The 23047-nt window shown below is 72.1% G+C and carries 17 protein-coding genes; 12 read left to right on the forward strand and 5 right to left on the reverse strand.

All coding sequences use genetic code 11. The annotated features are described in order from the left end of the window. Positions 1-47: 47 nt before the first annotated feature. The 6 genes from ACIPWY_RS13815 (at position 48) to ACIPWY_RS13840 (ending at position 6903) form a co-directional block, all read left to right on the forward strand. Positions 48-1724 carry an IclR family transcriptional regulator C-terminal domain-containing protein gene (locus ACIPWY_RS13815; protein WP_393699372.1) on the forward strand — a complete coding sequence of 559 codons (1677 nt, stop codon included), beginning with the start codon at positions 48-50 and terminating at the stop codon, positions 1722-1724. Between the two features lie 89 nt (positions 1725-1813). Continuing rightward, positions 1814-2230 (forward strand): hypothetical protein, encoded by a 417-nt coding sequence (locus tag ACIPWY_RS13820; RefSeq protein ID WP_362901386.1) that lies wholly within the window; start codon positions 1814-1816, stop codon positions 2228-2230. A gap of 133 nt (positions 2231-2363) precedes the next feature. Then, positions 2364-3272 (forward strand): hypothetical protein, encoded by a 909-nt coding sequence (locus tag ACIPWY_RS13825; RefSeq protein WP_393699766.1) that lies wholly within the window; start codon positions 2364-2366, stop codon positions 3270-3272. Next, on the forward strand, positions 3269-3757 hold the full coding sequence (locus ACIPWY_RS13830) for a hypothetical protein (RefSeq protein ID WP_362901390.1): 489 nt from the start codon (positions 3269-3271) through the stop codon (positions 3755-3757). Before ACIPWY_RS13825 ends, ACIPWY_RS13830 begins: the two co-directional genes overlap by 4 nt. Before the next feature lie 120 nt (positions 3758-3877). After that, on the forward strand, positions 3878-4906 hold the full coding sequence (locus ACIPWY_RS13835) for an endonuclease/exonuclease/phosphatase family protein (protein WP_401533248.1): 1029 nt from the start codon (positions 3878-3880) through the stop codon (positions 4904-4906). A gap of 32 nt (positions 4907-4938) precedes the next feature. Beyond that, on the forward strand, positions 4939-6903 hold the full coding sequence (locus tag ACIPWY_RS13840) for an FUSC family protein (protein ID WP_401533251.1): 1965 nt from the start codon (positions 4939-4941) through the stop codon (positions 6901-6903). Positions 6904-6970: 67 nt separating this feature from the next. Here the strand turns inward: ACIPWY_RS13840 and snpA are convergent, their stop codons facing one another. Further along, entirely contained in the window at positions 6971-7636 is a 666-nt protein-coding gene (gene snpA / locus ACIPWY_RS13845) for a snapalysin (protein ID WP_362901394.1), read from the reverse strand. A 196-nt stretch (positions 7637-7832) separates the two neighbouring features. Between snpA and ACIPWY_RS13850 the strand changes: the two genes are divergently transcribed. Then, positions 7833-8774 (forward strand): LysR family transcriptional regulator, encoded by a 942-nt coding sequence (locus ACIPWY_RS13850; protein ID WP_362901396.1) that lies wholly within the window; start codon positions 7833-7835, stop codon positions 8772-8774. Positions 8775-8806: 32 nt separating this feature from the next. Here the strand turns inward: ACIPWY_RS13850 and ACIPWY_RS13855 are convergent, their stop codons facing one another. Further along, the gene (locus ACIPWY_RS13855; RefSeq protein ID WP_401533254.1) at positions 8807-10897 is read right to left on the reverse strand and encodes a PhoX family protein; all 2091 of its coding nucleotides are present in this window, start codon (positions 10895-10897) and stop codon (positions 8807-8809) included. A 227-nt stretch (positions 10898-11124) separates the two neighbouring features. Here ACIPWY_RS13855 and ACIPWY_RS13860 point away from each other — a divergent pair, with 227 nt between their 5' ends. From ACIPWY_RS13860 to ACIPWY_RS13875, 4 genes are all read left to right on the forward strand, one after another. Next, a complete protein-coding gene (locus ACIPWY_RS13860) occupies positions 11125-13140 on the forward strand; it encodes a VWA domain-containing protein (RefSeq protein WP_401533256.1) in 2016 nt (671 codons plus the stop codon). Positions 13141-13337: 197 nt separating this feature from the next. Then, positions 13338-14351: an alcohol dehydrogenase AdhP gene (gene adhP / locus ACIPWY_RS13865; protein WP_393699362.1), complete on the forward strand. Its 1014-nt coding sequence runs from the start codon at positions 13338-13340 to the stop codon at positions 14349-14351. Positions 14352-14510: 159 nt separating this feature from the next. Beyond that, complete coding sequence (gene metG, locus ACIPWY_RS13870; RefSeq protein ID WP_393699360.1) at positions 14511-16223, forward strand: methionine--tRNA ligase; 1713 nt, start codon at positions 14511-14513, stop codon at positions 16221-16223. Positions 16224-16318: 95 nt separating this feature from the next. Next, positions 16319-16771, forward strand: coding sequence for a hypothetical protein (locus ACIPWY_RS13875; protein ID WP_362901405.1), 453 nt, complete (start codon positions 16319-16321; stop codon positions 16769-16771). A 22-nt stretch (positions 16772-16793) separates the two neighbouring features. Here ACIPWY_RS13875 and ACIPWY_RS13880 read toward each other — a convergent pair whose 3' ends face one another. Further along, positions 16794-17735, reverse strand: coding sequence for an intradiol ring-cleavage dioxygenase (locus ACIPWY_RS13880; protein ID WP_393699358.1), 942 nt, complete (start codon positions 17733-17735; stop codon positions 16794-16796). Positions 17736-17851: 116 nt separating this feature from the next. Further along, a complete protein-coding gene (gene aspS, locus ACIPWY_RS13885) occupies positions 17852-19621 on the reverse strand; it encodes an aspartate--tRNA ligase (protein ID WP_383895344.1) in 1770 nt (589 codons plus the stop codon). A gap of 132 nt (positions 19622-19753) precedes the next feature. On the opposite strand from aspS, the gene ACIPWY_RS13890 reads away from it, so the two are divergent. Then, positions 19754-21949, forward strand: coding sequence for a SpoIIE family protein phosphatase (locus ACIPWY_RS13890; protein WP_401533259.1), 2196 nt, complete (start codon positions 19754-19756; stop codon positions 21947-21949). On the opposite strand, the gene ACIPWY_RS13895 is transcribed toward ACIPWY_RS13890, so the two are convergent. After that, on the reverse strand, positions 21889-22986 hold the full coding sequence (locus ACIPWY_RS13895) for an AI-2E family transporter (RefSeq protein ID WP_362901413.1): 1098 nt from the start codon (positions 22984-22986) through the stop codon (positions 21889-21891). The genes ACIPWY_RS13890 and ACIPWY_RS13895 overlap by 61 nt on opposite strands. Between the last annotated feature and the right edge of the window lie 61 nt (positions 22987-23047).

The following is a 23047-nucleotide window of genomic DNA, read 5'->3' on the forward strand; positions in this document are numbered from 1 at the left end:
TCCTCTACCGTTGCCTGAGAATGCGTCACGGAGAGCGGTCATCGCACATGTCCACCATGCCCACCCCGTCGGCCGGGCCCGCCGAGGCCGTCGCGCCGCTGATGCGCGGCATCGACGTGCTGCTGAGGCTCACCGACGCAGGCGGCACGCTGAGCCTCAGCGAGCTCGCGCGGGCGACCGGCCTCGCGCGGTCCACGGTCGACCGGATCTGCGCGACCCTCGCGCACATGGGCTGCCTGCGCCTCGACGGACGTGACGCCACGCTCGCGCCGCCGCTGATGGCCGTGGGCAACGCCTATCTGGGCGCTTTGCGGCTGCCCGCGCTGCTCGGCCCGCGCGCCGAGCGGCTCGCGGACGAGCTCGACGAGTCGGTGTCCCTCGCGGTCCCCGACGGGGACGGGATCCGCTTCATCCACCAGGCGACACGGCGCCGCGCCATGTCGCTCAGCTTCCGCATCGGCGACCTGCTGCCCGCCGAACGCACCGCGCCGGGACCGCTGTTCGCGGGCGCGTGGGACGAGGACATGTGGCAGCGGTGGCGGGCCCGCCGGGCCGCGGATCCCGAGGACCACGGGTTCCCCGCGGTACCGCCCCGCCAGGAGACGGAGAAATCGGAACCGACCTCCGAGTCGGAGTCGTTCGAGGAGCGTGTGGCGCACGCCGGGGCGACCGGCTGGGCTCTCGACGACCAGCTCATCGAGCCCGGTCTCGTCGCGCTCGCCGTGCCCGTACGGGGCCCCGGCGGGGACGTCGCGTGCGTGGCCAGCGTCGTCAGCCACACCAGCCGGCACACCGCCGCGTCACTGCGCGAGGCGATGCTGGGGCGGCTGCGGAACGCCGTCACGGAGATGGAGGAGGCGCTGCGCGCCCCCGCGCCGGTCGCCTCCACGCCCGCCCCGGGACCCGACGCCGCGTGGGCCGCCGAGGCCAAGCAGCGCCTCGGCCGGGACTTCGTCGAATCGCTCGCGCGCGGCCTCGCCGTACTGACCGTCTTCGGGCCCGGCCGCGCCGAGCTGAACCTCACCGGCATCGCCGCCGCGACGGGCCTCGCGCGGGCCACCGCACGCCGCGCCCTGATCACCCTGGAGCACCTCGGATACGTCGCCTCGCGCGGCCGGGGCTTCTGGCTCACCCCCCGCGTCCTCGCCCTCGGCTTCCCGCCCCTGTCCCAGCTGACCCTGGCCGAGATCGCCACCCCCCACATGCGGGCGCTCTCCGCCGAGCTGCACGACTCGGTGTCCCTGACCGTGCTCGACGGTGACGACATCCGGTACACGGCACGCGTCGCGACCAGCCGCGTGATGAGCGTGAACATCTCCGTCGGCACGCGCTTCCCCGCCTTCGCCACGTCCATGGGCCGGGTCCTGCTCGCGGATCTCGCCCCGGCGGAGCGGGCCGCGTTCCTCGCCCGCGCCGACCTGACCCCGCTCACCCCGCGCACCGTCACCGGAGCCGACCGGCTCGGCGCGCTCCTGGACGACGTACGGGACCAGGGCCACGCACTCGTGGACGGGGAGCTGGAGGAGGGGCTGCGCTCCGTCGCCGTGCCGGTGCGCGACCGTGCCGGGCAGGTCGTCGCCGCGGTGAACGTCGCCACGCACAGCAGCCGCCGCGATCTCGCCCGGGTCATGGACGAGGTCCTTCCCGCGCTGCTCGCCACAGCGGCACACATCGAAGCCGATCTGCACGTCGCCGGCCGGTTCGCCCGTATCCCCGCGGCATAGAGCGCGCGCATGGAACCGGCCGCAATGTTGCGGATCGGAAGGCGACGGAGGTCAATGGAAGACGGGGGAAAAGGCAGAAAGGAGCCGTCATGGCTCACGCGGCACCCGCCTCAGGAACCTCCGGCCTGCGCACCATGGCAGCCGGCTCCCGGCTCCCGATGGCGCTCTCTCTCCTCCTCGGCATCGTCTACGGCTTCTGGGCCTCGGGCATCCGCCGCGACGCCTACCCGAGCCTGAGCCCGAGCCCGATCACCACGGGCAACGTCCTGTTCGGCGTCCTCACGGGCGTCATCGTCGCCGTGGTCACCTTCGGGATCCACCGGGCCTCGTTCCGGCTGCCGCGCGAACTGCGCGCCGTCGCCTGGGCCGCGTGGGCCGGCATCGCGTTCGGCTATCTCTACAGCCTGACCGACGCCACGGTCCTGCGGTCCACGATCATGGCACTGACCGTCGCCGCAGCTGTGTTCGCGACGATGTTCTACCGCTACTACACACACGAGAACTGACCAGGTGACACCCGTTCACGCACACGAGAACTGACCGGGCGACACCCGTTCGGCCGAGCCTTCCACGGCAGACCCCGCCATCTGCCCTGTCCCGCTGGCGCCCCCTGCCGTGCGCCCCTTGCCTGGGAGGGTGATGCGAAGAGCCCTGTCCGCCGCCCTGCTGGTCCTGGCCTGCCTGCTCGTGCCGCTCGGCATGCTCTCCGTATGGGCGAAGTACGAGGTCGGGGACAGTGACCGGTACGTCGCGACGATGGCTCCGCTCGCCTCGGAACCGGCCGTGCGGGACGCGGTCGCCGACGCCGTCACGAACGGCATCATGACGCAACTCGACACGGGGCCGCTCCAGTCGGCCGTCGACGCGTTCGTGCAGGACGCCGTGGAGTCCTTCACCGGTACCGACGCCTTCCAGAACGCGTGGAACACGGCGAACCGGGCCGCGCACGACGCCGTGCAGCAGGCCATCGACGACGGCACCGAAGGCCCGGTCACCATCGACCTCGCGCCCGTCACCGGGCAGGTGAAGCAGCAGCTCAGCGACAACGGCGTGTCGTTCACCGACCGCATCCCCGTCACGCACACCACGATCATCGTGCTGAGCCCGCGCGACCTCGACCGGCTGCGGCAGTCGCTGCCCCCGCTCCAACGGGCGGGCCTGTGGCTGCCGTTCGCGGCGCTCGCCTCCGCCGCCGCGGGCCTCGCGCTCGCCCGGCGCCCCCGGCCCGCCCTGGCCGCGACGGCGCTCGGCGTCGCCCTGGCCGCGGCCGCGCTCCTCGTCGCGCTCTCTGCGGGCCGCTCCTTCACGCTCGACAACCTGCCGTCGGACGTGGACCGCCCGGCGGCGGGCGCGGCCTACGACGCCCTCAGCTCGTCGGTGCGCACCGCGTCCTGGTGGACCGCCGGCGTAGCCCTCGCCGTGGCCGGATGCGCCTGGCTGTGGGGACGCCTGCGCCACCGGCCCCCGCCGCGCCCGGCGGTTCCTCCCGAAATGCGGCCAGCTCCTTCCGGGGTGAGCATTCCAGTGACACCGAGGAGGACCGAATGAGCGAGAACCCCACCCCGACAACGCCCCACGACCCGGGCCACGGCACCTGGTCGAGCAAGCACCACTCCGCCGAGCCCGACCCCACCCTGGGCTACGGCGCGGGCAGCGGCTGGGCGAGCGGCGGCACGGTGTTCGCGGGAGTCCTGATGATGGTCAGCGGCATCCTGGGCATCCTGAACGGCATCGCGGGCCTCGCCAAGGACGACGTGTACACCCGTGTCGGCGACTACACGTACGCCTTCAACCTCACCACGTGGGGCTGGATCCACCTGATCCTCGGCGTCATCGTCACGATCACCGGCTACGGCATCCTCCAGGACTCCGGCTGGGCGCGCGCCGTCGGCATCGGCCTCGCGTCGCTGTACGTCATCGCGTACTTCCTGTTCCTCCCATACGCCCCCGTCTGGTCGGTCATCGCGATCGGGATCGGCGTCTTCGTCATCTGGGCGCTGGCCGAGGGTCCGAAGAGCGCCGCCCGCACCTGAACCGGGCAACCGTTCCCCGCGCCTTCCCGTCTTTGAGGGAGGATTCCGGCATCGGGCATCCGGCCTCCGGCGCCGGAGGCCGGCGGAGCGAGCGGAAGGCGGGGCCGGGCCTTGGAGCATGTGACGCAAGCGCCCGGCCCGCCGCCGGTCCTCCCCCACGACGACCGGGCCCGCGGTCCAGGCGGTCCGGGCCGCTCCCTGGCCGCCTGGACCGCGGGCCTGCTCCTGGCCGGCGTCAGCGCGGTCATGGGCTGCCGGATCGCGGACGTGGACGGGGTCACCCCCGTCCCGCAGCTCCTGGCGTTCCTGCCCTGGCTCCTCGCGCCCACGGGCGCCGCGCTGCTGCTCACGGCGCTCGCGCGCCGGCGCATCGGCATGGTGTGGGGCGTCGCCGTCCTGGGCGTCCTCGCCTGGTACATCGAGCCGTACGGCAAGGACCTCAAGGACTCCGAGGCGAGCGGGCTGCCGGTCGCCGAGGTGCGGGTCCTCGCCTCGAACGTCCAGTTCGGGCGCGGCACCGAGTCCCTGGTGGGTGCGGTGCGCCGCGAACGGCCCGCACTGGTGTTCGTCGAGGAGTGCGATTACGGATGCCAGGACACCCTGCGCCGTGAGCTGCCGCCCGCCGGCTTCCCGTACCGGCAGGCCGTGGAGGCGGGAGGTTCGCAGGGGTCGGTGATCCTCAGCCGGTATCCGCTCAAGGCCACCGCGGGTGTCCCCGGGACCATGGGCATGCCAGGCGCCGTCGCCGAGGTGAAGGGCCACGCGGTGCGGCTCCAGCTCGCGCACCCGATGCCGCCGCTGCCCCGGCAGGTCGGCCTGTGGCGCTCCGAGCTGGGCAGGCTGCGCGACTTCGCCGCCGCCGGCCGCTCGCAGCCGACGATCCTCGCCGGGGACTTCAACGCCACCCAGGATCACGCCGCCTTCCGCCGCATCCTCGACGCAGGCCTGCACGACAGCACCCGCCTCGCCGGGAACTCCCGCACCCCCAGCTGGCCCTCGCGCGCCCCCGCGCCGCTCGGCGCCCAGATCGACCATGTGCTGGTCAGCGAGGAGTTCTCCGCGCGCTCCGCCCGCTTCGTCCAGCTGGCCGACACGGACCACCGCGCGCTCGTGGTCGACCTGACGTTCCACCGGCCACCGGCGTCCTGACCCCCCGCCGCCCGTAGCGTTCAATGGACGGCATGCGCCCCGAGCCCCCGGCACGCCGTCTCGCACCGCCCGAGTGGCTGGTCAGGACCCTGCGCCCGCACCCCGCGCCGATCCCGTGGGCGGCCGTCGCGCGCGCCTGCCTCGCTCTGTCGCTGCCCCTCGCGATCGGGCTCGCCGCCGGGCAGCCCGCGTACGGGGCGCTCGCCTCGATGGGCGCCCTGTCCGGCGTCATCGGCGACACCGCCGACGCCTACCGGATGCGGATCCTCAACATCGCGGTGCCGCAGCTCTTCGGCGCGGTCGGCGTCACGGTCGGCTCGCTCGTGTTCGGGCACGGCTGGGTCGCCGTCGCCACCGTCACGGGCGTGGCCCTCGTCTCCGGGATGATCTCGACGATCGGCGCGGTCGCGTCCGTGTCCGGGCTGCTGCTCCTGCTGAACTGCGTGATCGGCGCCGGGCTGCCCCTGCCGGGCGAGTGGTGGCTCGCGCCGCTCCTCATGACCGGCGGCGGACTCCTCGTCCTCGCGCTCGCGCTGCTCGCCTGGCCGATGCGGTCCGGGGTGCCGGAACGCGCGGCCGTCGCCGCCACGTACCGCTCCGTCGCGAACATGCTCGCATCGGCGGCCGACCCCGAGAACTACGTCGAGACCCGCTACGCCCTCACCCAGTCCCTCAACCAGGCCTACGACCTCGTCCTCGCCCGGCGCGCCCTCGCCCACGGCCGCAACCCCGAACTGGTGCGCCTGCTGGCCCTGTTGAACGCGCTCACCCCGATCGCCGAGGCCGCGCCCGCCGCCCACCAGCACGGAGTACCGCTCCCCGCCGCCGTCCCCGACGCGGTACGCCGCCTCGCCGACGCGGTGGACACCGGCAGCACCGACGCGGGCCCCCTCGACCTGCCCGAACCCGAAGGACCCGCCGCCCGCGCCGTCGACCACGCGGTGCGGCACGCGGCCGACCTCGTCACCAGCAAGGACACGCACCGCACCCACGACGCCGACCGCCTCGGCCGGCCCGCCGCCCTGCGCGTGCGCGCCACCCGCGCCGCGCGCCACCTCGTGCTGTCCGGCGCCTCCTGGCGCTACGGGCTGCGCCTGGCCGTGTGCATCGGCATCGCCCAGATCCTCGTCTCGACGGTGCCGGTCCCGCGCTCCTACTGGGTGGCGCTGACCATCACGTTCGTCCTCAAGCCCGACTTCGGCTCGGTGTTCTCCCGGGCCGTCCTGCGCGCCCTCGGCACGGCGGTCGGGCTGGTACTCGCCACGGTGGTCCTCGCCGAGGTGCCCCGCGGGTGGTGGGACGTGCCCGTGATGATGGTCCTCGCCGCGCTCATCCCGGCGCTCACCCCGCGCGGCTACGGCTATCAGACCGCGGCCATCACGCCGGCCATCCTGCTGCTGTCCGACACCCTCAACCACCAGGGCATCGGCCTCGTCCTGCCGCGGCTCCTGGACAGCCTCATGGGCTGCGCCATCGCTCTGGTCGCCGGTTATCTGCTGTGGCCCGAGAGCTGGCACACCCGTATCGGGGACCGGCTCGCCGACGCCGTCGCGGACACCGCGACGTACGTGGAGCGCGCGTTCGGGCCCTCCTCGGACCCGGACGTCCCGGCCGCCCGCGCCCGGATGCGCCGCCGTCTCTACCGCGACCTGTCCGTCATCCGCTCCGAGTTCCAGCGCGCCCTGACCGAACCGCCGCCCATCGGCCGCCGCGCCGCCGCCTGGTGGCCGCTCGTCGTCGCCGTGGAACGCATCGTCGACGCGACGACCGCGGCCCGGATCCGGGTCAAGCAGGGGGCGCCGGTGCCGGGGCCCGCGGAGGTGGCGCAGGCCGCAGAGCAGTTGCGGGAGCTGGCCGAACGGCTGCGCGTGTCCGACGTCCTGGAGGGGGTGCGCGTCGACTTCAGCGAGGCCGACCGCGACGGGGTCCTGGAACCCGTACGCCAGGAGGTCGCGGCCGCCCGCGCCATCGCGTCACCGGACCGCAGAAAGGTGTGACGCGGATGCGGGCCGGCCCGGGGAGGGGACGGCCCGCATCGGTGTGGGGGGTGGGTCGGTCAGTCCGTCAGCGCGCCTGGGCGGACTTCTCCAGCGACTTCACGGCCTTGGCGAAGCCGTTGGCCCACAGCTGGTCGACGCGGGACTTCTCGTTCGCGTCCGGGTACGGGTTCGTGCAGGACGTACCCGGACCGCCGCCCGACATCAGCTCGCTGCACGGGCCCTCGTAGTGGTCCGGGAGTCCGAGGACGTGACCGGTCTCGTGGGCGGTCACACGGGTGGAGTCGTACTCCTGGTTCTGCGCGTAGTCGAGGAAGACGTAGCCGCTGCCGTGCCCGTCCGTGGACGCGTACGAGCCGCGCGGGTCGTTGCCCTCGCGGTAGGAGAAGTCGCCGCCGCCCGAGGACGCCTGGAGCTTCACGTTCGACACGGAGGAGTTCCATATCGACGTGCTGTTGGCTATCTGCTGCGAGAAGGACGGGGCGCCCGACGCGTCGTACGTGACGGTGACCGACGCGGCGTGCGGGTTCGCGGCGCGCTTCTCCGCGACCGACTTCAGGACGGCCTGGAAGAACGCCTTGTTGGCGGCGGCCTCCTCGGCCGAACCCGCGTAGTGGGTGTAGCCGGCGACGACCGGGGCCGGGGCGGCGGACGCGGGGGCCGCGGTGGCGAGTGCGCCGGCGGCCAGGGCCATGCCGGCCGCGACCGAGGCGTAGCGCAGGGAGAGCTTCATGTGGGGGGCTCCTCCTCGTTCCGTGAGTGGGGTTACGTGAACGGTTCGGTACGAGGGAGAGTGTGGAGGCGCCCGGGACCCCTGGGGATGATGGCAATTGGCGATAGGACGGGGCTATCACCCGCCCAACTCGCCCGTTTCAGTTCGCATTTGGACGTCTGGTGCGACCTCCGTGACCGGCTTACGCTCGATGCCCATGGAGCTCGAGGTGAGGCACCTGCGCGCGCTGTGCGCCATCGACGACACCGGGAGCCTGCACAAGGCGGCCCGTCTGCTCGGCATGACCCAGCCGTCCCTGTCCACCCAGCTCAGGCGCATCGAGGACACGCTCGGCGGCACGCTCTTCGCCCGCGAGCGCACCGGGTGCCGCGCAACGCCCCTGGGCCGCGTCGTCCTCAGCCGGGCCCGCCCCCTCGTCGACGGCATGCGCGCCCTCGTCACCGAGACCAGGGCGGCCGGTGCGCTCGCGGCGGCCGGCCCCCATCTGCGGATCGGCTCCACGGCGAGCCGGGCCATACCGGGCTGGCTGCGACGGCTGCGGCAGCGCGCGCACCCGCCCGGCGCCGAGCCCACGCTCCGCATGGACGTCTCCGCGAACGCGCTCCTGCGACTCGTGAGTGACGGACAGCTCGACGTGGCGTTCGTGCACGAGGTCGAGGGCAGCCCGCTGCGCGTCCCGCCCGGCCTGCGCTGCCGCGTCCTCGTCGAACGCGAACCGCAGTACGTGTGCCTGGCCGCCGACCACCCGGCCGCCCGCCGCCGGGTCGTGCGCCTCGCCGACCTCGCGGACGACCGGTGGATGGTCGACCCCACCGTGGACGGCGAGTGGCACGGGCTCCTTCGGGTGCTGCGGGCCGCCGGGCTCAACCCCCGGATCCTGCACGGCGACTACCTCACGGCGGCGTCCCTGGTCGCCACGGGCGAGGTCGTCACCCTGTGCCAGCCGACCTCACGGGCCCGCCCCGACATGGCCGTCCGACCCCTCGACGGCGACCCCATCGGCGTACGCCTCGTCCTCGCCGCCCGCACGGAGGCCGAACTCGACGCGGTGTACGGGGACTTGGAGGACGCCTACTGGGAAGCGGCCCGGCAGGCCCCCGCGTATCGCGAGCGCCTGCCGGACGCGGCAACGGCCTGAGGCGGTAACGGCCCGAGGCGGCCTTCTGGCGGTCAGACGCCGATGTCGCAGCCGTCCTCGCGCCACACGGAGACCACCGACGGACGGACGATCTTCCCCGGCCCGTCGGGCCACGCGCTCGCCGGCTTCTCGACGGACGCGCCGTCGACCTCGCCCGGGTGCTGCACCGAGACGAGGACCCGGCGGTCCTGCACCAGCGGACCGCAGGTCTCGGCACCGTTCGGCATCGTCAGGAACTGCTTGAGCTCACCGCGCCGCTCGCCGCGCGTCGCGACACCGAACAGGCCGTCGTGCGTGCCGAGCGCGTTGCCGTCCGTGGAGATCCACAGGTTGCCGTGCGGGTCGAACGCCACGTTGTCCGGGCAGGAGATCGGGCTGACCCGGTCCTTCGGGAAGCCGGCGAAGTAGGTCGTCGGGTCGTTCGGGTCGCCCGCGACGAGGAAGAGCGACCAGCCGAAGGTCTTCGCGTCGGCGCGGCCCCGGCGCTCGGTCAGCTCCAGGATCTGCCCGTGCTTGTTGAGATTGCGCGGGTTCGCCTCGTCGGCGGGCGCCTTGCCGGCCTTGCCGCGGTCCGAGTTGTTCGTGAGCGCGACGTACACCTTGCCGGAGTGCGGGGACGGCTCGATGTCCTCGGGGCGGTCCATCTTCGTGGCGCCCACCTTGTCACCGGCGAACCGCGTGAAGAGGTAGACCTCCTCCGCCGTCATGCCGTCGACGTGCGAGACCGCGCCGTGCGGGCCGGCCGTGGCGAGCGGCAGCCACTCGCCGCCGCCGTCGAACTCGCCGTCCGCGGGCAGCTTGCCCGTGCCGTCGATCTCGGCGGCCGGGGAGTCGCCGGTCAGCCGGGCGACGTAGAGGGTGCCCTCGTCGAGGAGCGTCAGGTTGTGCTCGTGCGCGGCGCGCGAGCGGCCCTTCGCGACGCGCTTGCTGCTCACGAACTTGTAGAAGTAGTCGAACTTCTCGTCGTCGCCCATGTAGACGACCGGGCGGCCGTCGTCGGTCAGGCGCGGCTGCGCGGCCTCGTGCTTGAAGCGGCCGAGCGCGGTGCGCTTGCGCGGGGTCGACTCCGGGTCGTACGGGTCGAGTTCGACGACCCAGCCGAAGCGGTTCGCCTCGTTCGGCTCCTTGGCCAGGTCGAAGCGGTCGTCGAACCGCTCCCACTTGCGCTCGGAGGCCTCACCGGTCACGCCGTAGCGCTTGAGGCGGGCGGCCGTCGCCGGGTCCGTCACCTTCGCGGCGTTCGCGAAGTACTGGTTGAAGTTCTCCTCGCCGTGCAGCGTCGTGCCCCACGGGGTGGTGCCGCCCGAGCAGTTGTTGAGCGTGCCGAGGACGGTACGGCCGCGCGGGTCCGCCTTCGTGCGCACGAGCGCGCTGCCCGCGACCGGGCCCGACAGGCGGAACTCGCTGGTGGCGGTGAGGCGGCGGTTGAGCTGGTGGCGCGTGACGGCGGACAGCTTGCCGCTGCGCCGGGACTCCTCCACGACGACGACCGACAGGCCGTGCGCCGCCCAGGCGGTCTCCACCTGCTCGCGCGTCGGGTTCTCGGGGTCGTACCCCTTGAACATCAGGATCTCGTCCGTGTACTCGTGGTTGGCGACCAGGACCTGACGGCCGTGCTCACCGCGCAGGGGCAGGAGGCTCAGGAAGTCGTTGTTGTAACCGAACTGTCCTGCCTGGGCCTTAGCGGACTGCTTGTCCGGGTCGAAGGCGGGCGCTCCGCGCAGGATGGGCTGGCCCCAGCTGATGACGACGTTCTGGGCGTGGCCCTCCGGGACGGTGACCCGGTCCGCCGTGTTCGGCGCGACGGGCGTGAACCGCAGCCCACGCGCCCCCTTCTCGCCCTTGTGCGCTACGCCCGTTGCAGCCCCCGACGGCGTGGCGGCGGCGGCCTGCGGGGCCCCCGAACCGACGACCGTGCCGGCCGTCGCCGCGGCTACGGTCACGACGGCGGCCGTGCGCAGCATCGAACGGCGGCTCAGCGCACCGGCGATGACGTCACCGACGTACTCGTTGGAGCTGGTGTTGGGCACCTCCTGAAAACAGGCGTCCCCACAGCGGAACCGGCAGGTCAGCGCGGCACGGCCCCCGTTGTGCGAGCCGAGAAGCGGCAGCGTTTTACGCACTCTTTTCCTCCCCTTTACGGTCACTCGGGCGTGACGCTAGGGGCGTGGTCGAGCGGGGAGGGGGACGGTGGGTGAACGAGAGGTGAACCTGTGCCGGGCGTGCGGCAGTTGGAGGCCCTTCGCCCGGGTGGGCGACCCTGCCCAAGATCACTGAGCGTGGCGGCTAACCTTACGTGTCCGCCCTGGCCAGGGGTTACGGAAACCAACTCATGCGAAGGGTTGCGCACATGGGCATTCGGAATCTCCTGCGGAACGCGTTCGGAAGGCCGCGGAAGTCCTCGCGGGGTGAAGAGCCGACGACCGCCGCACCCGAGGTGACGGTCCCGGCACCGGCCGGCGAGGCGACGGTCCCGGCACCGGCACCGGCACCGGCACCGGCATCGGGCGACGAGGCGACGCAGCCCGCACCGCCCGCCGAGGTAAAGGCGAAGGTGCCCGCACCTTCGACCGAGCGGACCCCCGCACCGTCGACGCGCGAGGCGGACGACCTGGTGGCCGCGGCCTTCGACAACGTCAAGGTCCCGAGGCCGTCCGCGCCGGTGGGCGAGGAGGCGACCTCGACTGCGGCCGAGCCGGTCACCGAGGCGGTCACCGAGCCGGAAGCGGAGGCTGTCGCGGAGGCGGAAGCGGAACCGACCGCCGAGGCGGCTCCGGAGGCTGTCACAGAGACGGAAACGGAACCGGTCGCGGAGCGCGCGGAACCGGCGGCGGAGACGGAGCCTTCCGCTGCGCCCGCCGCCGAGGCAGAGGCGGAGCCCGTCGCCGAGGCAGAGGCGGAAGCGGAGGCCACGGCAGAGCCCGTCGCCGAGGCAGCTATGAAGGCTGAGGCAGACGCGGCCCCCGAGGCCGACGCCGAGACCAAGCCGGAAGCCGAGGCCACGCCGGAGACCGTCGCCGAGCCCGTCACCGACACGCAGGCAGAGCCCGAGGCCGTCGTCGAGTCGGAGCCCAAGGCGGTCATCGAGACCGAAGCGGAATCGGCTGCCGAGAGCGCGGAGCCCGTCGCCGAGACGGAGGCCGATGCTGTCTCGGAGCCCGTCGCCGAGGCCGAGGCGAAGGCTGTCGCAGAGCCGGCCGCCGAGCCGAAGGCCGAGGCTGAGACGGAGGCGGCCCCCGAGGCCGACGCCAAGACCGAGCCGGAGACCGAGACCGAGGCGGACGCGGAGGCTGTCGCAGAGCCGGCCGCCGAGCCGAAGGCCGAGGCTGAGACGGACGCGGCCCCCGAGACCAAGCCGGAAGCCGAAGCCGAGCCGGAGACCGTCACCGAGACGGAGCCGCAGGCCGAGACCGTCACCGAGCCCGTCACCGAGACGGAGCCGCAGGCCGAGACCGTCGCCGAGCCCGTCACCGAGACGGAGCCGCAGGCCGAGGCCGTCGCCGAGCCGGTCGCCGCAGCCGCGCCGGAGGCCGTCGTCGAGCCCGAGCCCGTCGCCGACCCCAAGCCGGAGGCTGTCGCGGCCGAGGCCGTCGTCGAGCCGGTCGCCGCAGCCGCACCGAAGCCCATCGCCGCCCCCGAGCCGGAGGCCGACGTCACCGCCCCCGAGCCGGAGGCCGCCGTCGCCGCCCCCGGGCCGGAGGCCCTCGTCCGGGTCAAGTCGCAGGCCCCCGGGCTCGCCGCCGCCTACAAGGCCGCCGGGAGCGTGCTCGAGAAGAACGAGCTCGCCGGGGTCCGTGCCACCGTCTACCTCGTGCTCGACCGGTCCGGTTCGATGCGGCCGTACTACAAGGACGGCTCCGCGCAGGCGCTCGGTGAGCAGGTGCTCGCCCTGGCCGCGCACACCGACCCCGAGGCGACCGTGCACGTCGTCTTCTTCTCCACCGACATCGACGGCACCGGCGAACTCACCCTCGACGGGCACGAGGGCCGCGTGGACGAGCTGCACGCGTCGCTCGGCCACATGGGCCGTACCAGCTACCACCGCGCGATCGAAGAGGTCGTGGCGCACCACGAGAAGTCGCAGTCGCAGACGCCCGCCCTGGTCGTCTTCCAGACGGACGGCGCCCCGGACGCGAAGGGCCCCGCCAACGCGGCCCTCGCGGACGCGGCCCGGCACCCGCTGTTCTTCCAGTTCGTCGCGTTCGGCGAGCACGACGCCAAGGGCTTCGACTACCTGCGCAAGCTGAAGGCGCCCAACGCCGCGTTCTTCCACGCGGGCCCCACCCCCCGCGAGCTCACGGACGCCGAGCTGTACGAGGGGCTGCTCGCGGACCTGCCGCAGTGGCTTCAGTCGCAGCAGGCCTGACCCGCACCACCCCCACCACCCGCGGCCCGCGACCCTGAACCGTCCCAGCGGGACAGTCCGCACCACCACACGCGCCCCCTGAACCGCCCCGGCGGGACAGGGGGCGCCGTCGTTCCCACGCGCCGTTCCCACGCGCCGTTCGCCCGGAATCGGGAGAAGCTGGATGAATTCCGGCACCGAGGGAAGGACCGCGCACCATGAAGGCCGCCGTAGTCACCGACTTCACCCGGCCCCTGGAGATCCAGCACCGCGTGATTCCGCGGCCGGCCGCGTACCAGGTCCTCGTCCGTATGGAGGCGAGCGGGCTGTGCCACACGGACATCCACGCCGCCGCCGGTGACTGGCCCGTCAAGCCGAGCCCGCCGTTCGTCCCGGGGCACGAGGGAATCGGCCTCGTCGAGGACCTGGGCGAGCGGGTCGGCCACATCAACGTCGGCGACCGGGTCGCCATCGCCTGGCTGGGTGAGGCGTGCGGCTACTGCGACCACTGTGTGTCCGGCTGGGAGACGCTCTGCCTGAAGCAGCGCAACAGCGGCTACTCGGTCGACGGTTCGTTCTCCGAGTACGCAGTCGCGCACGGCGACTACGTCGTGAAGGTCCCGGACGGCCTCGACCCTCTGGACGCCGCCCCGCTGACCTGCGCGGGAGTGACGACGTACAAGGCCGTGAAGGTGTCGGGCGCGGGCCCCGGCAAGCGGGTGCTGGTCTCCGGGATCGGCGGCCTCGGCCATCTCGCGCTCCAGTACGCGCGGATCGCGGGCGCGGAGACGGTCGCCGTGGACGTCACCGACGACAAGCTGCGCCTCGCGCACGAGCTGGGCGCCGACCATGTCATCGACGCCCGCAGCCAGGACGTCGTCGAGGCGGTGCACAAGCTGGGCGGCGCCGACGTCGCGATCGGGCTCGCCGTCTCGAACTCGTCGCTCCGGGCGGCGTACGGCTCGCTGCGCAGGCACGGCACGCTCGTCCTGGTCGCGCTGCCGGCCGGCGGCAAGCTGGAGCTGCCCGTCTTCGAGCACGTCCTCGAAGGCAAGAGTGTGATCGGTTCGATCGTCGGCACCCGGCAGGACCTCGCCGAGGTCTTCCAACTGCACCGCCTCGGCCGGACCCGCGTCATCCGCGAGCAGCGCAGGCTCAAGGAGGTCAACGAGGCGATCGAGGACATCCTGGCGGGCCGGGTCACGGCCCGGCTGGTCTTCGACTTCCGCTAGACACCGCACACGCACCCACGCCCGTACCCACACCCGTACTCCCAGGTCCGTCCACCCCGTAAATACCGGGAGGGGCGGCCCCGCCGTGTCGGATACGATTCTTTGATTCGACTCTGACGTACACCGTCACCGCACGCAGCGACTTGGGAGCAGCCCCCGATGGCTCGACACCTCATCACCAGCGCCCTTCCGTACATCAACGGAATCAAGCACCTGGGCAACATGGTGGGGTCCATGCTCCCGGCGGACGTGTACTCCCGGTACCTCCGCCAGCGCGGCCACGACGTCCTGTACATCTGCGCCACCGACGAGCACGGCACGCCCGCCGAGCTGGCCGCGAAGGAGCAGGGCCTGCCGGTCGCCGAGTTCTGCGGGCAGGCGCACGACGTGCAGAAGGCCGTGTACGACGGCTTCGGCCTGGCCTTCGACCACTTCGGCCGCAGCTCGTCGGCGCAGAACGCGGAGCTCACGCAGCACTTCGCGCGCAAGCTGAACGAGAACGGGTTCATCGAGGAGCGCGCGATCCGACAGGTGTACTCGCCTGCCGACGGCCGCTTCCTGCCGGACCGCTACGTCGAGGGCACCTGCCCGCACTGCGGCTACGACAAGGCGCGCGGCGACCAGTGCGAGAACTGCACGCGCGTCCTCGACCCGACGGACCTGATCAACCCGCGCTCGGCGATCTCCGGCTCCACGGACCTGGAGGTCCGCGAGACGAAGCACCTCTTCCTGCTCCAGTCGAAGCTGCAGGTCGAGGTCGAGGAGTGGATCGCGCGGACCGCGGGCGAGTGGCCGCAGCTGGCCTCCTCCATCGCCCGCAAGTGGCTGACCGAGGGTCTGCACGACCGCGCGATCACCCGTGACCTGGACTGGGGCGTCCCCGTCCCGGCCGACACGTGGCCGGAGCTGGCCGCCGAGGGCAAGGTCTTCTACGTCTGGTTCGACGCCCCGATCGAGTACATCGGCTCGACGAAGGAGTGGTCCGACCAGAACCCGGCGGACCGCGACTGGAAGTCGTGGTGGTACGAGGCCGACGACGTCCGGTACACGCAGTTCATGGCCAAGGACAACGTCCCGTTCCACAGCGTCATGTTCCCCGCCACGGAGATGGGCGTGCGCGAGCCGTGGAAGAAGGTCGACTACCTCAAGTCCTTCAACTGGCTGACGTACTACGGCGGCAAGTTCTCCACGTCGCAGAAGCGCGGCATCTTCACGGACGCCGCCCTGGAGATCCTCCCGGCCGACTACTGGCGCTACTTCCTCATCGCCAACGCGCCGGAGTCCGACGACTCCTCCTTCACCTGGGAGCACTTCGCGGCCACGGTGAACAAGGACCTCGCCGACACCCTCGGCAACTTCGTGAACCGCGTCCTGTCCTTCTCCCGCAAGCGCTTCGGTGACGAGGTGCCCACGGGCAAGGAGGCCGGCGAGGCGGAGGCGAAGCTGGGCGCGGAGATCGCCGCGCTGCTCGCCGAGTACGAGTCCCAGATGGAGGCCCTCCAGTTCCGCAAGGCCGCGGCCGCGCTGCGTGCCCTGTGGTCGGCGGGCAACTCCTACCTGGAGGAGAAGGCCCCCTGGCTGGAGATCAAGACCGACCCGGAGGCCGCGGCCCTCACGCTGCGCACGGCGATGAACCTCATCCACCTGTACGCGGTCGTGTCCGAGCCCTTCATCCCGGCCTCGTCGAAGGCGATGCGCGGCGCGTTCGCGCTGGCCGACGACACGGCCGCGTGGGTCACCGCCGAGCAGGCCACGGCCCTGGACACCGTCCCCGCGGGCACGGCGTTCACGGTCCCGCCGGTGCTCTTCGCGAAGATCACCGAGGAGGACCTGGAGTCCTACCGTGAGCGCTTCGGCGGCGCCCCGGAGTAAGACATTCCGCGGGAAAGGGGTGCGAGGGCCGGTCCTCGCACCCCTTTCCCGTACCCCGCTACTGGCATGTTCACGATCGCGATTAGGGTTTCGCCATGCCAGTTCCCGCAACCATCCCGATCGCCCACGAGCCGGACCACCGCACCGCCACCATCGGCCGGTACGCGGACGGCCAGTTCCTGGCCACGGTGTCGTACGCCTTCCCCGAGGGCTACCGCCCCGACGACGGCTGGGAGGAGCACAAGCGGCTCTACGCGGTGCTCCACACGTTCGACGCCTCGGGCAGGTACCGCGACTCCGAGATCTGGTGCGCGGGAACCTGGGCCGCGGGGGCCGAACTCGCCCAGGCCCACGCGCACTTGGACAAACTCCTGGCAGCCCTGCCCGGCCGCACCTACGGCGACATCGCCGTCCGCCCGTTCCGGCTCGCCGTGGACCGCGTGCTGTTCGGCCTGATCGCCGAGGACGACGACGAGGGCGGCTGGGCCGAGCTCTACCCGGACCGCCTCGGCTTCGGCGAACCGTGGGACGGCCGGTACGACACCTGAGCGCAGCCCGCGGCGGCGCCCGTCAGGAAGCCGTCGACGCGGAAGCGCCCGGCTGCGTGTCCGTGCTGTCGTGCGTCTCGTCGGGTGCCACAGCCATCGTGATCGACCCGATGACGCCCTTCGCGATGCGTCCCTTGCCGTACGTCAGCTTCAGCAGTCCGCCCGTCGTCCCGCTCTGGTCGTAGATCGTGTCCTCGGTCAGCGTCGTGCGCTCGGTCGTGCTCGTCGAGTACGGCGCGACCTTCCCGGACGCGATGACCGCGGCCTCCTCGAAGAAGAACTGGCCGGTGTGGCAGGTGTGGCCGCCCTCGTAGCCGGCGTCGGTCCACTTGCCGTCCACATGGACCTTCGTGTGGATGTGCACGGCACGGCCCCGGTACCAGCCGGGGAAGATCGTCCTGAACTCGACACTGCCGTGCTTGTCCGTCTTCCAGGTGCCCCGCAGATAACGCTCGTCGTCGGTGGGCTCCTCGTGCCCGCCGCCACCGCCGCCACCGGGTGGGGCGCCCGTCGGGGTGCCGGACGGCTGGTCGGTCGGGGCTCCGCTCGGGGCGCCGCTCGGGGGCGTGCCGCCACCGCCACCGGTGGAGAGGGACTCGTACCCGGAGTAGATCCCGAGCGCGTCGCAGTGCCAGATGTCGACCGCCGCGTTCCGCAGCGGCTTGCAGGTCTCGGCGTCGATCACCTTGAGGCGGAGGACCATCGGGATGCCCTCCTTGTCCTCCGTGATGTCACGGCGGAGCTTGTCCGCGTCGATGTAGTACGGGCCCTCGGTGGTCTCCGAGGTGAGCCGGTAGCAGGACTCCGCCTCGGACTTCCTGACGGCGGTGTCCGTCTCCCCGGCGAACGCGTTGGCGGCGATGGAGCCCCCGACGCCGACGGCCGCCACGGCGGCTCCGCCCGCGAGGATGACCTTCCTGCGGGTCATGTCACGTTTGTGCGCTGGTCCCTGAGTGTCTGTCATGGGAAGCGAAGCTAGGACCGCCACCTGTCAGGGACATGGGGATGGGCTGTGAGTCCGCACAGCGAAGGGGCCGGAACCGATCAACGGTTCCGGCCCCTTCGGACGACTGGCGTGCGCTACTTCGTCTCGCCCACCGGCTTGCGGAGCTGGATGTTCAGCTCGCGCAGGCGGGTCTCGTCGAGCTCCGTGGGCGCGCCCATCATCAGGTCCTGCGCGTTGCCGTTGAGCGGGAACGCGATGGTCTCGCGGATGTTCGGCTCGTCGGCGAGGAGCATGACGATGCGGTCGACGCCGGGGGCGATCCCACCGTGCGGCGGGGCGCCGAAGCGGAACGCGCGGAGCATGCCCGCGAACTGCTCCTCGACGGTGTCACGCTCGTAGCCCGCGATCTCGAAGGCCTTGAGCATGATCTCGGGCTCGTGGTTCCGGATCGCGCCGGAGGACAGCTCCACGCCGTTGCAGACGATGTCGTACTGCCAGCCCAGGATGTCCAGCGGGTCCTTGGTCTCCAGGGCCTCGAGGCCGCCCTGCGGCATGGAGAACGGGTTGTGGGAGAAGTCGATCTTCCCGGTGTCCTCGTCCTTCTCGTACATCGGGAAGTCGACGATCCAGCAGAAGCGGAAGACGCCCTCTTCGAAGTGCCCGGCGCGCTTGGCGGCCTCGACACGCACGGCGCCCATGATCTTGGAGACCTCGTCGAACTCGCCCGCGCCGAAGAAGACGGCGTGGCCGGCCTTCAGACCGAGGCGCTCGGTGAGGACCTTGACGTTCTCGTCCGTGAGGAACTTCGCGATCGGGCCCGTGAGGGAGCCGTCCTCGGCGACACGGACCCAGGCGAGACCCTTCGCGCCCTGCTCGACCGCGTAGTCACCGAGACCGTCGAAGAACTTGCGGGACTGCGACGCGGTGTCCGGGACGGGCAGCGCGCGCACGTGCTTCCCGGCGAACGCCTTGAACTCGGAGCCCTCGAACACGTCCGAGATGTCGACCAGTTCGAGCTGGGCGCGCAGGTCCGGCTTGTCCGAGCCGTACTTGAGCATCGCCTCGCGGAACGGGATCCGCGGGAACGGCGACGTGACGTGGCGGCCGCCGCCGAACTCCTCGAAGAGCTCCGTCATGAGCTTCTCGATCGGCTGGAAGACGTCCTCCTGCTCGACGAAGGACATCTCCACGTCGAGCTGGTAGAACTCGCCCGGCGAACGGTCCGCGCGGGCGTCCTCGTCTCGGAAGCACGGCGCGATCTGGAAGTAGCGGTCGAAGCCCGAGATCATCAGCAGCTGCTTGAACTGCTGCGGGGCCTGCGGCAGCGCGTAGAACTTGCCCGGGTTCAGGCGCGAGGGGACGACGAAGTCGCGCGCGCCCTCCGGGGAGGTGGCGCTCAGGATCGGCGTCGCCATCTCGTTGAAGCCGAGGGCCACCATCTTGGAGCGGATGGAGGCGATGACCGACGAGCGCAGCATGATGTTGCGGTGCATGCGCTCGCGGCGCAGGTCGAGGAAGCGGTACTCAAGGCGCCGCTCCTCGTTCACCCCGTCGTCCGCGTTGATCGTGAACGGGATCTGCTGGGCCGCGCCGAGCACCTCGACCTCGGCGGCCTCGATCTCGATCTCGCCCGTGGACAGCTCGGAGTTGACGTTGTCGGCGCCGCGCGAGACGACCTTGCCGTCGACGCGGACGACCGTCTCCTTGGTCAGCTTGTCGAGGACCTCGGCGGCGGCGGTGCCGGGCCGGGCGACGAGCTGCGTGATCCCGTAGTGGTCGCGCAGATCGATGAAGAGGATGCCGCCCAGGTCGCGCCGATTGTGCAGCCAGCCGCTCAGCCGGACGTCGGATCCGACGTCAGAGGCGCGGAGCTCGCCGCAGGTGTGGGACCTGTACCGATGCATCGTCGTTCATCCAGTCTTTGCGATTGGGGATAGGCCGGGCATGCCCGAAACCCCAGGGTACCGGCCGCCCCAAGATCGCTCTGCGAATAGTCTCGGTGGCCGTCCACGATCACCTCTTCTTAGAGTGGGGCCATGCGCACTGGTGACCCCCTGCCGCCCGTGGGGGAAGTCCTCGCCGCCCTCGACACCGGTGTGTGGCGGTGGGACAACCGGGCCGGGACGGTCACCTTCGACGCGGAGGCCGCCCGGCTGCTCGGCCTGCCCGAATCCCCGGTGACGCTGACGGAGGCCGCCGTGCGGTCCCGGTTCCACCCGGTCGACTGGAACGAGATCTACGGCGTCGTCCAGCTCGCCGTCGCCGAGAGCACCCTCGCCGAGGCCCGGCTGCGGATCATGGACGACCGGGGCATGGTCGTCAGGACGGTACGCAGCCGCTCCAAGCCGGTCGTGCACGGCGACTCGCACGCGTACGAGCTGATCGGCACGCTCCAGGAGGTCAGCGAGCCCACGCCCGGGTCCGCCGCGCTCACGCCCGTCACCGGCGACTGGCGGCGCTCCCGTGAGGCGTTCCTGCTTGACGCCGGGCGGGCGCTGGCCGAGGCGGGGTCCACCGAGGAGGTCATGCGGGTCGCGGCCGGGCTCTCCATGCCGGGGTTCTCGCCGGACGGCCTCGCCGTCTTCGGCGTCGCCGGCGACCGGCTCACGGTCATCGGGCACTTCGGGCACGAGCCGGGTGAGGAGGGGCCCTTCACGGACATGCCCCTGGACACCGACTATCCGGCCGCGGAGGTCGTGCGCACCGGCCGCGCCGTCTATCTGTCGTCACCCGAGCAGTACCGCCTGCGCTACCCGGCCGCCTGGCCGCTGGCCCAGCGCTTCCAGCGGCAGTCCTGGGCGTTCCTGCCGCTCGTCGTCGCCGGCCGCACCATCGGCACCTGGATGGCGGGGTTCGCCTATCCGGTGTCGTTCACGCCCGACGAGCGCTCCGTCCTGACGACGGTGGCGCGGATGCTGGCGCAGGCCCTCGCGCGCGCCGGGATCACCGAGTCGGAGCGGGAGCTGACGGACGGGCTGCAGCGCTCGATGCTGCCGGCGCTCGGCCCCGAGATCCCGGGGATGAGTGTCGCCGCCCGCTATGTGCCGACCGGCGGCGGCCTCCAGGTCGGCGGTGACTGGTACGACATGATCCCGCTGCCCACCGGGCGCATCGCGCTCGTCATCGGCGATGTGCAGGGGCACGACGTGCGGGCGGCGGGCCTGATGGGACAGCTGCGGATCGCGCTGCGGGCGTACGCGGCCGAGGGACACCGCCCGGACGCCGTCCTCTCCCGCGCCTCGCGGTTCCTGTACGGGGTCACCGACTCCATCACGTACGGCTCCACGGGCGGCCCCGGCAAGGGCATCGAGAAGGGCTCGGAGGCGGGCGACCCCCGCTTCGCGACCTGCCTGTACGTCGAGGCCGACCCGAAGACGGGAATCCTGGAGATAGCCCGCGCGGGCCATCCCGACCCCGCGATACGCATGACCGACGGGACGGTCCTGGTGCGGCCCACCGCGGGCGGGCTGCCGCTCGGCGTCGACCCCGACGCCGACTACCCCACGACGCGGCTCGCCCTCGAAGCCGGCGAGACGCTGCTGATCTGTACCGACGGCCTCATCGAGACCGGCGGCCACGACCTCGACAGCGGCTGGGCGCGGATCCGCGCCATCCTCGAGAAGCACGGGGATCACTCCATGGATCCCGAGCGCCTGGAGGATCTCGCCGACGCGCTCGTGCAGGCCGTGCACGGCCCCTCCTCGCACTACACGACGGGCGCGCTCGCCGACCGGCGCGAGGACGACATCGCCGTGCTGCTCCTGGCCAGGACGGGCGTGGCCGTGGCGCCCGTGCCCGCGCGCCGCACCGCGATGACCGTCGCCCAGGCCGAGCCCGAGCGGGTCGCCGCCGCCCGTCGGCAAGTGCGCGAGCTGCTGCACGACTGGAGCGACGAGGAGCAGGTCGACTCGGCCGTCCTGATGGTCTCGGAGATGCTCACGAACGTCCTCGTCCACACGGACGGCGACGCGCTCCTGGTCGCCGAGGTCACCGGCGGGCCCTCGGCGCGGCGGCTGCGCGCCGAGGTCGCCGACGCCAGCGACGATCTGCCGCACAAGCGCCACCCGGGCGAGCTGGCCTCGTCCGGGCGAGGTCTCGTCCTGATGGAGCTGCTCGCCGACCGCTGGGGCGTGGACCCGAGGGGCGAGGGCAAGAGCATCTGGTTCGAGTTCTACGAGCCTTCGGCCGGCGTTTCACGTGAAACTCCCGAGGGCCCCCCGCCCGCGGAGTAGCGCGTGCGCAGCTCCCCGATCACCCCGAACGCGGCCGCCGTCACCGGCACCGCGAGCAGCATCCCGAGGATGCCCGCGACAGAGGCACCCGCCGTGATCGCCAGCATCACCATCGCGGGATGCATCTGCACGGTGCGGGACTGGATCATCGGCTGAAGGATGTGGCCCTCCAGCTGCTGCACGGCCAGGATGACGCCGAGCACCCACAGGGCGATCACCCAGCCCCGGTCGGCGAGCGCCACGAGGACGGCCACCGCCCCGGAGATCGTCGCCCCGAGGTAGGGGATGTACGCGGTGACGAAGACCAGGGAGCCGAGCCCGACCGCGCCGGGCACCCGCAGGATGAGCAGGCCGACGGTGATGCAGATCGAGTCGATGAGCGCGATCAGCGTGGTCCCGCGCATGAAGCCCTCGACTGCCCGGAAGGCACGCCGCCCCATTGCCTCCAGGGTTTCCCCGAAGCGGCCGGGCGCGAGGCTGTGCGCGAGCCCCGCGGCCCGGTCGGAGTCCTTGAGGAAGAAGAACGTGAGCAGCAGGGCGAGAACGCTGGTCGCGAGGAGCGAGCCGAGGACGGAGAGCCCGGCGATCACCCCGCTCGCGGCGCTGGCGCCCCACTTGGACAGCAGCTTCTTGAGGCTGCCGGCTGCGGATCCGAGGTCGTCGGCCACGGTGATCCCGAAGTGGCTCTTGATCCAGCTGCCGGCCTCCCGCACCGAGTCGATGATCTGGTCGCCGGTGTCGATGAGGGTCTTGACGACGACGTAGCCGGCGCCGCCGACGACGGCGACGAGGGCGACGCAGGTGAGGGCGGCGGCGAGCGCCCGGTTGACCCTTCTGCGCATCAGCCAGCCGTGCACCGGCCCGAGCAGGGCCGTGCCGAGCAGGGCGAGCAGCAGGGGCGTGACGGCCGTCTTGAAGACGATGCACAGCCAGACGCCGACGGCCGCGACCCCGGTGACGAGCAGGGCGAGGGCGCACCAGGCGGCGGTGCGGCGGGCTGGTTCGGGAAGAAGCGGCTTACCTGTACCTGTGTGCACCACTCCAGGGCATCACGCGCGCGTGGCCCCGACCTTCCGGACGGGGCCACGCGGGTGACGG

The sequence above is a fragment of the Streptomyces sp. NPDC090032 genome (genome assembly GCF_044748025.1).
Lineage (GTDB): Bacteria > Actinomycetota > Actinomycetes > Streptomycetales > Streptomycetaceae > Streptomyces.

Coding starts and splice junctions, on each gene's coding strand:
- ACIPWY_RS13860 (WP_401533256.1), top strand. CDS start 11,125: ATGGGCATTCGGAATCTCCTGCGGAACGCGTTCGGAAGGCCGCGGAAG.
- ACIPWY_RS13880 (WP_393699358.1), bottom strand. CDS start 17,735: ATGACAGACACTCAGGGACCAGCGCACAAACGTGACATGACCCGCAGG.
- ACIPWY_RS13830 (WP_362901390.1), top strand. CDS start 3,269: ATGAGCGAGAACCCCACCCCGACAACGCCCCACGACCCGGGCCACGGC.
- ACIPWY_RS13815 (WP_393699372.1), top strand. CDS start 48: ATGTCCACCATGCCCACCCCGTCGGCCGGGCCCGCCGAGGCCGTCGCG.
- aspS (WP_383895344.1), bottom strand. CDS start 19,621: ATGCATCGGTACAGGTCCCACACCTGCGGCGAGCTCCGCGCCTCTGAC.
- ACIPWY_RS13890 (WP_401533259.1), top strand. CDS start 19,754: ATGCGCACTGGTGACCCCCTGCCGCCCGTGGGGGAAGTCCTCGCCGCC.
- ACIPWY_RS13820 (WP_362901386.1), top strand. CDS start 1,814: ATGGCTCACGCGGCACCCGCCTCAGGAACCTCCGGCCTGCGCACCATG.
- metG (WP_393699360.1), top strand. CDS start 14,511: ATGGCTCGACACCTCATCACCAGCGCCCTTCCGTACATCAACGGAATC.
- ACIPWY_RS13875 (WP_362901405.1), top strand. CDS start 16,319: ATGCCAGTTCCCGCAACCATCCCGATCGCCCACGAGCCGGACCACCGC.
- ACIPWY_RS13850 (WP_362901396.1), top strand. CDS start 7,833: ATGGAGCTCGAGGTGAGGCACCTGCGCGCGCTGTGCGCCATCGACGAC.
- snpA (WP_362901394.1), bottom strand. CDS start 7,636: ATGAAGCTCTCCCTGCGCTACGCCTCGGTCGCGGCCGGCATGGCCCTG.
- ACIPWY_RS13840 (WP_401533251.1), top strand. CDS start 4,939: ATGCGCCCCGAGCCCCCGGCACGCCGTCTCGCACCGCCCGAGTGGCTG.
- adhP (WP_393699362.1), top strand. CDS start 13,338: ATGAAGGCCGCCGTAGTCACCGACTTCACCCGGCCCCTGGAGATCCAG.
- ACIPWY_RS13825 (WP_393699766.1), top strand. CDS start 2,364: ATGCGAAGAGCCCTGTCCGCCGCCCTGCTGGTCCTGGCCTGCCTGCTC.